This is a genomic window from Methylocystis sp. IM3 (assembly GCF_038070105.1).
Classification (GTDB): domain Bacteria; phylum Pseudomonadota; class Alphaproteobacteria; order Rhizobiales; family Beijerinckiaceae; genus Methylocystis.
Window position 1 is genome coordinate 270,284 of sequence record NZ_JBBPBZ010000002.1, and the last position, 12,681, is coordinate 282,964.

Annotated in this window: 11 protein-coding genes and 2 tRNA genes; 9 read left to right on the top strand and 4 right to left on the bottom strand. The window is 64.3% G+C overall.

Annotated features, from left to right (window positions below):
- Positions 1 to 6: 6 nt before the first annotated feature.
- The gene (locus tag WOC76_RS03045) at positions 7 to 1,221 is read right to left on the bottom strand and encodes an efflux RND transporter periplasmic adaptor subunit (RefSeq protein WP_341103959.1); all 1,215 of its coding nucleotides are present in this window, start codon (positions 1,219 to 1,221) and stop codon (positions 7 to 9) included.
- Between the two features lie 312 nt (positions 1,222 to 1,533).
- Between WOC76_RS03045 and WOC76_RS03050 the strand changes: the two genes are divergently transcribed.
- Together WOC76_RS03050 and WOC76_RS03055 are read left to right on the top strand one after the other, a co-directional pair.
- Positions 1,534 to 3,153, top strand: coding sequence for an efflux transporter outer membrane subunit (locus WOC76_RS03050; RefSeq protein WP_341389603.1), 1,620 nt, complete (start codon positions 1,534 to 1,536; stop codon positions 3,151 to 3,153).
- Between the two features lie 49 nt (positions 3,154 to 3,202).
- Positions 3,203 to 3,541, top strand: a complete 339-nt coding sequence (locus WOC76_RS03055) for a P-II family nitrogen regulator (RefSeq protein WP_341103954.1) — start codon at positions 3,203 to 3,205, stop codon at positions 3,539 to 3,541.
- 123 nt (positions 3,542 to 3,664) lie between these two features.
- Here WOC76_RS03055 and WOC76_RS03060 read toward each other — a convergent pair.
- Positions 3,665 to 3,741 (bottom strand) — tRNA-Met (locus WOC76_RS03060).
- Between the two features lie 263 nt (positions 3,742 to 4,004).
- On the opposite strand from WOC76_RS03060, the gene WOC76_RS03065 reads away from it, so the two are divergent.
- The 7 genes from WOC76_RS03065 (at position 4,005) to WOC76_RS03095 (ending at position 10,952) form a co-directional block, all read left to right on the top strand.
- Positions 4,005 to 4,880, top strand: coding sequence for a phosphoribulokinase (locus tag WOC76_RS03065; protein ID WP_341103953.1), 876 nt, complete (start codon positions 4,005 to 4,007; stop codon positions 4,878 to 4,880).
- Positions 4,881 to 4,891: 11 nt separating this feature from the next.
- Positions 4,892 to 6,886 (top strand): transketolase, encoded by a 1,995-nt coding sequence (gene tkt / locus WOC76_RS03070; protein WP_341108706.1) that lies wholly within the window; start codon positions 4,892 to 4,894, stop codon positions 6,884 to 6,886.
- 19 nt (positions 6,887 to 6,905) lie between these two features.
- Positions 6,906 to 7,988: a class II fructose-bisphosphate aldolase gene (fba, locus tag WOC76_RS03075; protein WP_341103951.1), complete on the top strand. Its 1,083-nt coding sequence runs from the start codon at positions 6,906 to 6,908 to the stop codon at positions 7,986 to 7,988.
- A 122-nt stretch (positions 7,989 to 8,110) separates the two neighbouring features.
- On the top strand, positions 8,111 to 8,791 hold the full coding sequence (rpe, locus tag WOC76_RS03080; protein ID WP_341103947.1) for a ribulose-phosphate 3-epimerase: 681 nt from the start codon (positions 8,111 to 8,113) through the stop codon (positions 8,789 to 8,791).
- A gap of 90 nt (positions 8,792 to 8,881) precedes the next feature.
- Positions 8,882 to 8,956: transfer RNA gene (locus tag WOC76_RS03085), tRNA-Gln, on the top strand.
- Positions 8,957 to 10,054: 1,098 nt separating this feature from the next.
- The gene (locus WOC76_RS03090; RefSeq protein ID WP_341103946.1) at positions 10,055 to 10,297 is read left to right on the top strand and encodes a hypothetical protein; all 243 of its coding nucleotides are present in this window, start codon (positions 10,055 to 10,057) and stop codon (positions 10,295 to 10,297) included.
- A 196-nt stretch (positions 10,298 to 10,493) separates the two neighbouring features.
- Positions 10,494 to 10,952 carry a hypothetical protein gene (locus WOC76_RS03095; RefSeq protein WP_341103945.1) on the top strand — a complete coding sequence of 153 codons (459 nt, stop codon included), beginning with the start codon at positions 10,494 to 10,496 and terminating at the stop codon, positions 10,950 to 10,952.
- Positions 10,953 to 11,156: 204 nt separating this feature from the next.
- Here WOC76_RS03095 and WOC76_RS03100 read toward each other — a convergent pair whose 3' ends face one another.
- Positions 11,157 to 11,417 carry a hypothetical protein gene (locus WOC76_RS03100; RefSeq protein ID WP_341103944.1) on the bottom strand — a complete coding sequence of 87 codons (261 nt, stop codon included), beginning with the start codon at positions 11,415 to 11,417 and terminating at the stop codon, positions 11,157 to 11,159.
- Between the two features lie 58 nt (positions 11,418 to 11,475).
- The gene (locus WOC76_RS03105) at positions 11,476 to 12,651 is read right to left on the bottom strand and encodes a pyridoxal phosphate-dependent aminotransferase (protein WP_341103943.1); all 1,176 of its coding nucleotides are present in this window, start codon (positions 12,649 to 12,651) and stop codon (positions 11,476 to 11,478) included.
- Positions 12,652 to 12,681: the final 30 nt, after the last annotated feature.

Here is a 12,681-nt window from a genome sequence, read left to right on the forward strand (position 1 = left end):
GGGGACCTAATGCGACATTTCGACCGCAGCCTGATTGCTGAGGAACACGGCTCCTTCGCCAACGACTGTTTCGCCGGCGTCCAGACCCGAAATAATCTGCACGAAATCTCCCTGTCTCTGTCCGGTCACGACAATCCGTCGGGTGAAGCGTCGGAAGTTCTCAGTCACCCAGCAGATCATCGAGCCGTCGCCCTCCCGCACGACGGCGGCCTGCGGGAGGGCGAGCGCGCGAATGGGATCTCCGATGCGAATGACGAAATTCGCAAACATGCCAGCCCGCAACAGATGCTCGGGGTCCGCGATCTCGCTTCTGACAAAGAGGCGCCGCGTGATCGGATCGACCGAGGGGCCGAGCACCGTGATCTTGCCGTCAAAGGAACGGCCCGGATAGGCTGAGATATTTGCTTTCACCTCCTGGCCGACGTGGAGCGCGGCGGCGTCGCTTTCAACCGCATTTGCAACCATCCACATGGTCGATGTGTCTGCGACGACGAAGGGCGCAGGCGCGACCCCCGGCTGAACAAGTTGACCGGGAACCGCCGCCCGGGCGGTTACCGTGCCGGTCAGCGGGCTTTTCACGACGAGCCGCGGATCGGCGAGGCGGTCGGCGACAATCTTGTCGATCTCCTCTGAGCTTTTGCCAAAAATCCTCACGGCGTCCCGCGCGGCTTTCAAAGCCCCTTCAGCCGCCTGCTGATCCGCTGTCGTCTGATCGACCTGCTGCTGCGAAATTCCGCCGATCTTCAACAGGGATTTCGTGCGGTTGAGGGTGCGGCTCTGCAACAGCAGCGCGCCCGCGGCCGAGATGAGGTTGGATTCCGCGGTCAGGAGATCCGGGCTGTCGATGGTGAACAGCACCTGATCTTTCTCGACGGCATCGCCCACATTGAGGAGAGCGCTGATGATGCGTCCCTGATAGGGCGTGAAAACGGAGACAAGACGATTTTGATTGAAGTCGATGGCGCCGACGGCCTGTTTTTCCTGGCTGAATTCCCGGAAAACCGCCTTCTCCGCTTTCAGCGCCGCGGCCTGGGATTCCGTCAGCTCGATCTGAATGGGTCCACTGGTGAGATCCTGGCCGCGCGAATGGTTGTCTCGCGGTGGGATCGCCGCCGGTTTGTGAAAGAGAAAAATAGCGGCCGCAGCCGCCGCGATGAGCCCGGCGAGCAGCGCGAACAGCCGCTTCCTCTCCGGAAGTGCGGAAAAACGGTGGAAAGCCATTCGGACCAGGTCGTTGTGGGGTTTCATCCGCTCGATAAGCGGGTTCTTATCGCCCTCTCATCTTTTGCTGTCCAGCCCGACTTTCCAAACGTAACAGTAGCGAAACATTCGAGAAAAGCTTGTGAAAAGCGCCAGAGGATATTTGACGGACACCTGCGCCCCGACAAAGTTTAGTCGCAAATCGCTGTGTAGCACTCGGGTAAATCAGGACTTTGCAGTTTAAAATGGGAAAGCGAACCTCGCTCGATGAAGTCACTTCATGCTCATGCCGCGCGTTTTTCCGCTGCGCAGGCAGCTTCCTCGAGGGCGCTCTTGGCATTCATCGCGCTGCCCCTGGCGGGCTGCGCGGTCGGTCCGGATTTCGTTTCGCCGCCGCCGCCCGGAGTCGATCGCTTCACGCCCGAGAAAATAACGCGTGCCGGCGACAAGTCCGCCAGCATAGGCTTTGCGGGCGGCGACGTGCCGCAGCGCTGGTGGGAAACCTTCAGAAATCCCAAACTCAATCGGCTGATCGAGTCGTCGATCGAGCATAACCCCTCGATCCAGGCCGCCGAAGCGGCGATCAAAGTTTCTTACTACACAGCGGAGGCGCAAAAGGGCGCCTTTCTGCCGGCGCTAGCCGCAAATTCGAACGATAGTCTGAGTTTGCCCTCGAATCTCCGTCCGCTGAGCGCCATCAACCAGACGATTTTCAACCAGACCTATCCATCGCTCTACAATATCGTCAACAATCAGCCGCTCCTCAATGTGACGCAAAACCCGCCCTTGTGGTCTTATTCGTTGTTCCTGAAGCAGCTGACGGTCTCCTACACGCTCGATATCTGGGGGCAGAACAGGCGCACGGTCGAATCTCTCGAGGCGCAGACGGATCTGATGCGCTTCCAGTCGGAAGCCGCCTATCTCGCTCTTACGAGCAATGTCGCTGTCGCCGCGATACAGGAAGCGGCTCTGCGGGGGCAGCAGGCCGCCGTTGAAAAGGTGATCAGGATCGAGCGCGACCTGCTCGACATCTTGCGCAAACAACAGGGCGTCGGCTGGGCTTCGGAAGCCGATGTTCTGACGCAGGAGGCGGCCCTCGCGCAGGCCCTGCAACTGCTTCCCCCGCTCAAGAAGCAGATCGCACAGCAGCAGGATCTCATCACCGCGCTGGCGGGACGCTATTCCACCGATCAGGCTCCAGAGACCTTTGACCTTGACGAGCTCAAGCTCCCTCGGGCCGTGCCGGTGACGCTGCCGTCAGTTTTCGTGCGGCAAAGACCCGACATTCGCGCCGCCGAAGCCCAGCTCCATGCGGCAAGCGCTCAGGTCGGCGTCGCCGTCGCCGCGCGGCTGCCAAACATCACCTTGAGCGGGAGTGGCGGTTTCAGCGCCTACAAGCTTGCGCAACTGATCACGCCCGGCACGCAGCTTTATACGGTCGCCGCCAACGCCACCCAGCCGCTGTTCTCGGGTTTTTCTCTGCTCAACCAGCAGAAAGCGGCCGAGTCGGCCTTCGAGCAGGCCGAGGCGCAATATCGCCAGACAGTCATCGCGGCCTTCGAGAATGTCGCTGATTTATTGCGGGCCATTCAGGCGGATACGGAAGCCGTAAAGGCCGCCGCCTATGCCGAGAAGGTCTCGGGGCGAAACCTGGAAATCGTGCGCGGTCAGCTTCGCATTGGCAGCGTCAGCGTTCTCGCCATGCTCAACGCGCAACAAACCTATCTTCTCGCAATTGTCGCTCACGCGCAGGCGCGAGGAAACCTGCTCTCCGATGTCGCCGGGCTTTTCATGGCGCTCGGGGGCGGCTGGCAAGACCAGAACCTCAGGAACCTGCCCCCGACTGGCCCCGGATCGCCAACCCGGGAGCAAATCGAAACAATCGACGGGCCGGTCAACCCCAGCTTGCTCCCGGACCCGATCGGAAACGCGCCAACGATTTCAGCTCATTGAGATTGGTGCTAGCATTCGGCAAACCTGGAGATTCTTGCAGGGGGTCTCGATGAAGGTGGTCACGGCTATTATCAAGCCCTTCAAATTGAATGACGTGCACAATGTCCTCCATGCCATGGGCGTATCGGGGATGACCGTCACCCAGGCCAAGGGACACGGGCATGCAAAAGGCCACTCAGAGGTGCTTGGGGAGGTCGAGTATGTGGCGCACTTCATATCGAAGTTGAAGATCGAGGTGATCGTGCCGGACGCCCTCGCGTCATCCGTCGTCAAAGCGATCATGATATCGGCGCGCACCGGACGGGAGGGCGACGGCAAGATCTACGTCACAGCCCTGGACGAGGTCTACAAGATAAGCACCGGCGCTGTGGGAGCCAAAGCGCTCTGAGGGACCGTTGGGAGGCTCCCCTGGCGCGGAGCCAGATCGAGCTTCAGGGATGGCTGTGATTTGCGGATCGACACGCCAAACGACCGACCCCGAGATGGCGGCTCATCGCGCCGGGTGGATCGATGGTAGCGGAGGAGGGATTCGAACCCCCGACACAAGGATTATGATTCCTCTGCTCTAGCCAACTGAGCTACTCCGCCCCGGCTGTCTTGGCGCAGCCTTGGAACGCGAGCGATATAGTTCGCCCGCGCGCGCCAAGTCAAGACGCCAGGGCGGCCCTGCGCGAAAAAGCGCGACCGCGCCGCCTCGGGCCGCTCCCAGGCCGCAAAGTCCGGGCCGCTTTGCGCCGCCCGCCCTCAAGAGCCTTTTCTTTGCCGGTCTGGCGTGCGACAAGCCGGGCGCGGCAGCCCTGCGGGCGCGTCACGCCGCGAGCTCGACAGGAAACACCCCGGGTAGCGCGCCCATGTCGGTCAAACACCCTATCATCTCGATCACCGGATCGTCCGGGGCTGGCACGAGTTCCGTCAAGCAGACCTTCGAGCAGATTTTCCGCCGCGAGCGCATCGAGGTCGCCTATGTCGAGGGCGACAGTTTCCACCGCCACAACCGCGAGGAAATGAAGCTCAGGATGGCCGAGGCGCAAGCCGGCGGCAATTATCATTTCAGCCATTTCGGCCCGAGCGCCAATCTCCTCTCGGAGCTCGAAAATCTGTTCCGTGAATATGGCGAGACCGGCTCCGGCCGCTACCGCCACTACGCCCACGACGAGAACGAGGCCGCGGTGCTCGGCGTCCCGCCCGGCGAATTCACGGACTGGGAAGAGCTGCCGCCCAACACGGACATTCTCTTCTACGAGGGCCTGCACGGCGCCGTGGTGACGGACGAGGTCAATGTCGCGCGCTATGCGGACCTCAAGATCGGCGTCGTCCCGGTCATCAATCTGGAGTGGACGCAAAAGCTCCACCGCGACCGCCAGGCCCGCGGCTATACGACGGAGGCCGTCACCGAGACGATCCTGCGCCGCATGAACGACTACGTGCATTACATCTGCCCGCAGTTTTCCGAGACCGACATCAATTTCCAGCGCGCGCCGACGGTCGACACCTCGAACCCCTTCGTCGCCCGCTCCATCCCCACCCCCGACGAGTCCATCGTCGTGATCCGTTTCCGCGAGCCGCGCGGGGTTGATTTCCCCTATCTCGTGACGATGATCGCGGGCAGCTGGATGTCGCGGGCCAATTCCATCGTCATTCCGGGCAACAAGCTCGACCTCGCGATGCAACTCATCCTCACGCCGAGGATTCTCGAACTCGTCAGGCGCCGCAAGAGCGCGACGTGAAAGTCAAGGAAATGTCAGACGCACTCGAAGCCCCCACGACCGCCGACGCCCGCTCCTGCGCCAACGCCATTCGCGCGCTCGCCATGGACGCGGTGGAAAAGGCCAAATCCGGCCATCCCGGCATGCCGATGGGCATGGCCGACGTCGCGACCGTGCTGTTCCAGCGCTTCATGAAATTCGACGCAGCCGAGCCCAACTGGCCCGATCGCGATCGCTTCGTCCTCTCCGCCGGCCATGGCTCGATGCTGCTCTATGCGCTGCATTACCTGCTCGGCTATCCCGGCATGACCCGCGCCGACCTCGAGAACTTCCGCCAGTTCGGCGCGCCGACGGCCGGCCATCCGGAATATGGCCACGCCCCCGGCGTCGAGACGACGACCGGCCCGCTCGGCCAGGGACTGGCGACCGCGGTGGGCATGGCCATCGCCGAACGCCTCGCCGCCGCCCGTTTCGGCGACGATCTCGTCGACCACAACACTTATGTCATTGCTGGCGACGGCTGCCTGATGGAGGGCCTGAGCCACGAGGCGATCGACCTCGCCGGGCATCTCAAGCTCTCGCGCATGATCGTGTTGTGGGACGACAATTCCATCTCGATCGACGGCCCGACCGATCTGTCGACCTCCATGGACCAGTGCGCCCGCTTCGCGGCCGCCGGCTGGCATACACAGCGCGTCGACGGCCACGACTCCGAAGCCGTCGCGGCCGCCATCGCCGCGGCCAAGGCCGACCCGCGCCCCTCCATGATCGCCTGCCGCACCGTGATCGGCTATGGCGCTCCCGGCAAGCAGGGCAAGGAATCCGTGCATGGCGCGCCGCTCGGCGCCGACGAGATCGTCGCCGCCCGCGCCGCGCTCGACTGGCCGCACACGCCCTTCGAGGTGCCGGAGGCGATTCTCGCCGCCTGGCGGGCCGCCGGCCGTCGGGGCGCCGGGGCGCGCGAGGCCTGGGAAAGGCGCCGCGACGCCTCGCCCAAGGGCCGGGCCTTCGAGACCTTCCTCAAGGGCGACGTCGCCGCGGAGATCGCCGCGCCGCTCGCCGCCTTCCGCGTGACGCTGGCGGCCGAAAAGCCCAAGGTCGCGACGCGCAAATCGTCTGAAATGACGCTGACCGTCATCAATGGCGCGACGGACGCGACCATCGGCGGCTCGGCCGATCTGACGCACTCCAATTTCACCATCACCAAGGGCATGGGCTCGGTGCGGCCGGGAGATTTCTCAGGCCGCTACATTCATTACGGCGTACGCGAGTTTGGCATGTCCGCGGCCATGAACGGCATTGCGCTGCATGGCGGCTTCGCGCCCTATGGCGGCACGTTCCTCGTCTTCTCCGACTATGCGCGCGGCGCCATCCGCCTCTCGGCGCTCATGGGCCTGCGGGTCGTCTATGTGCTGACCCATGATTCGATCGGTCTCGGCGAGGACGGGCCGACGCATCAGCCGGTGGAGCATCTCGCCTCCTTGCGCGCGCTGCCCAATCTTCTGGTGTTCCGCCCGGCCGACGCCATCGAGACCGCCGAATGCTGGGAGCTGGCGCTCGCGCAAACCAACACGCCCTCGGTGCTGAGCCTCTCCCGCCAGAACCTGCCGACGCTGTCGCGCCCCGTGAGCGAGAATCTTTCGGCCAGGGGCGCCTATGTGCTGCGCGAGCCCGAGGGCGGCCGCGACGTGACGATCCTCGCGACGGGCTCGGAGGTCGAGATCGCGCTCGCGGGGGCCGACGCGCTCGCCGCGAAGGGCGTGAAGGCGGCCGTCGTCTCCATGCCCTGCTGGGAGCTTTTCGAGGCGCAGCCGGCGAACTACCGGGCGCAGGTGCTGGGATCGGCGCCGCGGGTCGGCGTCGAGGCCGCGGTGCGGCTCGGCTGGGATCGCTGGCTCGGCGACAGGAGCGTTTTCATCGGCATGTCGGGCTTCGGCGCCAGCGCGCCGGCGGCAAAGCTTTACGAACATTTCGGAATTACCGCCGAGGCCGTGGCCGAAGCGGCCCTCACCCTAATTGAGGCTTAAGAGATCAGCGGAGGCGAACATGGCTCTGATTACCCTGCGGCAATTGCTCGATCACGCCGCCGAGCACGACTATGGCGTGCCTGCGTTCAACATCAACAATATGGAGCAGGGCCTCGCCGTGCTCGAGGCGGCCTCCTCCGTGGACGCGCCGGTCATCATCCAGGCCTCGCGCGGCGCCCGCAGCTACGCCAATGACATCATGCTCGCCAAGATGATCGAGGCGCTGATCGCCATGTATCCCGACATTCCGATCGTGATGCATCAGGACCATGGCAACAGCGAAGCGACCTGCGCCAGCGCCATCCGCTTCGGCTTCTCCTCGGTGATGATGGACGGCTCGCTCAAGGCCGACGGGAAGACGCCGGCGGACTATCAGTACAACGTCGACGTCACGCGCCGCGTCGTCGATCTCGCTCATTGGGTCGGGGCCTCGGTCGAGGGCGAGCTCGGCGTGCTCGGTTCGCTCGAGACCGGCGAGGGCGAGAAGGAAGACGGTCACGGCGCCGAAGGCAAGCTGTCGCACGACCAGCTCCTGACGGACCCGGCGCAGGCCGAGGATTTCGTCGCCCGCACCAAGGTCGACGCGCTCGCCATCGCCATGGGCACGTCGCACGGCGCCTATAAATTCACTCGCAAGCCCGACGGCGCGATCCTCGCCATGAATGTGGTCGAGGAAATTCATCGCCGCCTGCCCAACACCCACCTCGTGATGCACGGCTCCTCCTCCGTGCCGCAGGATCTGCAGGACGCCTTCAACGCGGCCGGCGGCGAAATGCCGCAGACCTGGGGCGTGCCGGTCGAGGAGATTCAGCGCGGCATCAAATTCGGCGTGCGCAAGATCAACATCGACACCGACTGCCGCATCGCCATGACGGCCGCGATCCGCGCCACGCTCGGCAAGAACAAGGGCGAGTTCGATCCGCGCAAATATCTCAAGCCCGCGCAGGAGGCCATGGTGAAGGTCTGCCGCCAGCGCTACGAGGAATTCGGCACGGCCGGCTGGGCCTCGAAGATCAGGCCGGTTCCCATGGCCGAGATGGCCAAGCGTTACGCCAGCGGCGCGCTCGATCCGCAGTTCGGAACGAAGAAGGCGGCGGAGTAAGGCGCGGCCCGCCGCAGTCCATTTGGCTTTCCCTCTCCCGCCGAGAGCCCGCCGAAAGGCGGGCGCTCCGGCGGGGGAAGTCCAGGGAGGGCGCCGAGCGGCCCTCCCGATATGCGAGTAAAATGACCGACATCATCATCGCCCCCTCCATCCTCTCCGCAGATTTCGCCCGGCTCGGCGAGGAGACGCGCGCCATGGAGCAGGCGGGGGCCGACTGGATACATCTCGACGTGATGGACGGGCATTTCGTGCCCAACATCACCTTCGGCCCCGGCGTCGTCGCGGCGCTGCGCCCGGTTACCCGGCTGCCGCTCGACGTGCATCTGATGATCGCGCCGGTTGACCCCTATATAAGCGCCTTCGCCGAGGCGGGGGCCGATATCATTACCGTTCACGCCGAGGGCGGCCCGCATCTGCATCGCTCGGTGCAGACGATCCGCGCGCTGGGCAAGAAGGCGGGCGTCTCGCTCAATCCGGCAACGCATGAGAGCTGCCTGCGCTACGTCCTGGACGACATCGACCTCGTGCTCGTCATGAGCGTCAATCCCGGCTTCGGCGGGCAGAGCTTCATTCCCGCGCAGATCGAGAAGATCGGCGCCATCCGCGAGATGATCGGCCGGCGCCCGATCCGCCTCGAGGTCGACGGCGGGGTGACGCCGCAGACGGCGACGGCGGTCGTGGAGGCCGGCGCCGACGCGCTGGTCGCGGGCTCGGCGGCCTTCCGCGGCGGCGCCGGCCAATATGGCGCCAATATCGCCGCCTTGCGGCAGGCGGCGGAGGCGGCCGGCGCGACGAGCGTCTAGCTTCACACCCTTCGCAGCCGCCAAGGTTGTGAAGAGCGCGTCCCCCGGCTTGCGGCGGAAGACGAGCCGCATTAAGGAAAGCGGGCGCTTTGGGGCGTCGCCAAGTGGTAAGGCAGCGGATTTTGATTCCGCCATACGGAGGTTCGAATCCTCCCGCCCCAGCCACGCAGACGCTATGTCTCCAGACTTGCAGAGACGCTGAAAAGGCGCCGCGCGTCGTGGCTTATGCGGAATCGAGACGAGTAGGCGCGCGCGGCCGGCAATCGTTTTTGCGTCTCGACCACGTCGCCGCTGTCGTCGGCGTCTGTTACGTGGCCTCAAACTTGCCAAGAGCGGATCGTGTCGGGCCAGCAGGATGGCCGCGTAGCCTCGGCAGCCTCCACGAGAATAGAAAAGGCTCGGCCTCCTCAAAACCGATCGAAATCCGATCATTTCGGCGCCTGGCTGTCGCTGGGAATCGACACTGATCGAGATTTACGCCCGGCTTGGGCGTCGTCAGCCCGGTCTGGGCGCCCGCTCATTGAAAGGCGCGGGGTTTCGTTCGAATGTTGGCGGGATAAGGCTGGGTGTGAGAATGATAAAGACGGCGCTCGTCTATTTTCCCGAAAACCAGGAACGAAGGACGCTTTCTTTCTGCCAGAGCGACGCGACGGCGATCCCCGTCTTGTGCGCGTTCCTGCTGCAGCACGACGGCGTGATCATTGAGGCCATAGGCTTCGATGAAAGTGAAATCCAGGCCCTCCAGAACTTTCGCGTCGTAGCAGGCTCCGCTCTCTTCGTCCTCCCTCCCAGGCAATTCGGCCGATAGGGCTCTCGAAAACGGGAGGGTTCGCCGCGGCGGCGCCGAAGGAGCGTGGATCGACGCTATCGGGATCGCCGCCTGATACAGGCGTCGAACGCATTGTCCGCCTCGAGGCTCAGATGCGGATTAGCGTAGATCCGCAAGGCGACGGAGCCCGATTCTCGCTCGGACAGGCCATGACGCCGGGCCACCGCCCTTTGCGATTCATAGGCGCACATTGCTCCATCCGCATGGACGGCCCCATGAGGCGTTCGCGAAAAAGCCGGCGGCGCCTGTAGAGGCAGGAGGACACAGAGCAGGGGAAGCAATCGTCTCATCGGGTCGTCGAAGCTGGAACGGAAGCCTCTCATATATAGGGAGGCTGAAGCCTTTTCGCGAGGCTCCGACGTCCCGCGCCTGGCGCCTGTGCGGGAACAAAGCTTTCTCTCGCAGGTTCGCTTACCGCCGCGAGGAAAACGAAAATGAAGAAAATTGCCGTATGCCTGTCCTTGTCGCTCTGTCTTCTGGCGCCGAACGGGGCGGCTTTCGCCAAGGGTTGCGTGAAAGGCGCGATCGTCGGCGGCGTCCTTGGCCATTATGCGGGCCATCACGGCGTTCTCGGCGCCATCGCCGGCTGCGCCTATGGGCGCCACGAGGCGAACAAGAGCTATCGGGTTGGACATCGCGCGCCCATCGACCGCCATTACGGCCGCGCCTGGATGTGAGTCCGTCCCCGCCTGCCTGATACCCCGCCGGGGCGGTGTTTACGATCGCGCCCATACTTTGACGCGGAATCCTGTTTTTTAGTCAGCGCGCCGCGCTTGGCTTATTTATACTCGTATTGAAGCTTTCCGCTCGCGCTCTGCGCTAAAGGGTCGTGATCGACCGAGGGAAGGCGTCGAACGCCAAGGGCCCGAAAGGATGGATGAGAGGCTGGATATTCCTCAGACTGTCGCCGAGGAAAACTACGTCAAGTTTCAGCACGAGCTGTTGGAGTTTCTCTTCGCCCATCTCGTCGACATGCGGGCGATCTTCGAAGGGGATCTCGACGCTCTCCTGATCTTCATCTCGATTTCTCGCTATTATCTGCGGGACGAGCGGATCAGCGCCGGGGCGGAGGACGGCCCGCAGCCACATCATCCGCATCACCCGCTGACCCTGTCGCGAATCTCCCTCATCACGACGATCCCGCGGGAAACCGCGCGCAGAAAGCTGAGCATGCTCGAAAGCCGAGGCCTCCTGGAGAGGGCCCCGGATGACGGCTGGCGGCTCACCGTCGTCGACGCCCGCCCGGTCATCAGATCGAGATATGAGGCCGTCTGGCAGCGCGTGATTCGCAGACTCGTGAAACTGGTCCGCGCGCTGAGAGAGCACGTCTGACCCCGCTTTTGCACGGCCCCGCGGCATCAGAAACAGCTGTAGCAGATCGCCGCATGGGCGAGACCGACGCCGACCGCGAGGAAGACCGACGCGCCAATCAAAACGCCAAAGAGCCTGGTCATTGTCCTGTTCCCTTCATTTCCCTGTTTCGATGAGGGAAGGATAGGACGGGCGCAGGCTCGGCGCCGTGCGATTGCGCACGCGTCATTTGGCCTGAGGCGCGGGCGGTGGAATCACCGGCATGGATTGCGGAGGCAACTCCGGCGCAGGCCTCACAATGTTCGGATCGACGCCAGGGGCGGGCCTGATGACGCCTTTTCCCTTGTCGAGCTTCTCGCTGAGCGATTTCCCCGACTTGCCGTTTTCGCCGCCGGGGCGTTCGTTCGGCGGCGTCCCGGCCGCAAAGGCCGCCCCGGCGACGAGGCAGAAAGCAGCGAGCGTCAGAACCGCAGCGCGCGGGCGCATGATCCTCTCCGTTCCGTTTCGCGCTTCAACCTGCGAAGGGGAGCCCGGTTCCGGCCTTTCAGCCGGCGAGCGCCCTGACGCCCATGACCAGCCGGCCGACGCCCTCTGTGGCCGTGGCCGGCTGCAAGGCGCCGTAAGCGACGCGCAAATGACAGCCCTGCGTCAGGCCAAAGGCGTCGCCCGGTATGACGGCGACGCGGTGCTCACGGATGAGGCGGGTGGCGTAATCGAGCGGCGCCAGGTCCGACTTCAGGCGCAGCAGGAAATAGAGGGCGCCCGCCGCATCGGGAACCTCGGCGAGGCCATCCTCTGCGAGGCGCGAAAGTTCGCGCTTCACTTTGGCGCGCGTCTGCGCAAGCTCTTCCACCTGCGCCTGCACGAAGGCGCGTCCGGCGCGCAGCGCGCCGAGGGCGGCGTATTGGGAGACGACCGGCGGGCAGATGATCACCGTGTCCTGTATCTTTCGCAGCGCCGGTTCGAGCGTTTCGGGGAAGGCCATCCAGCCGATCCGCCAGCTGGCGAAGCCATAGGCCTTTGACATGGAATAGAGCGAAATCGTATGCGCGGCGGCGCCGTCGATCGAGGCCGGCGAGAAGGGCTTTGCGCCGTCATAGGTGAAATATTCATAGGCCTCGTCGCTCACATGGAAGAGGCCGCGCTCCGCGCAAAGCGCATTGACTTCGCGCAGCGCGTCCGCGGGATAGACGGCGCCGGTGGGATTGTTGGGAGAGACGGTGACGATTGCGCGCGTGCGCGGCGTGATGGCGGCGCGGATGGCCTCGATGTCGAGCTGGTGATTGCGGTCGGTCGCGACCAGCACGGGACGCGCATTGGCCATGACGATGGCCATCTCGTGATTGAAATAATAGGGGACGGGAAGGATGACCTCGTCGCCGGGATCGAGAATGGCGAGCGCGACGTTGAAAAACGCCTGATTGCCGCCGGCCGTGACCATGAGCCGGTTTCCGTGTCCGGGGCCGACGGCGACGCCGTTTTCCGTCGCGAGCTTCTCGGACAGCGCCTCGAGCAGCGCGGGCAGGCCGGAGGCGCCCTGATATTTGTTGTTCTCGGGCTCGGCCAGAAAGCGCGCGATCCCGGCGGCGGCTTCTGGCGGCGGAGCGTAATTGACCACGCCCTGGCCGAGCGAAATCGTGCCCGGATTGGCCCGGATCAGATCGGCGATCACGGGGATGATGGGCGTCGTGACAGCCTGAAGGCGGCGAGAGTCGTGCATGACGCTCCCTACCCCAGGCGTCGCCGCCTG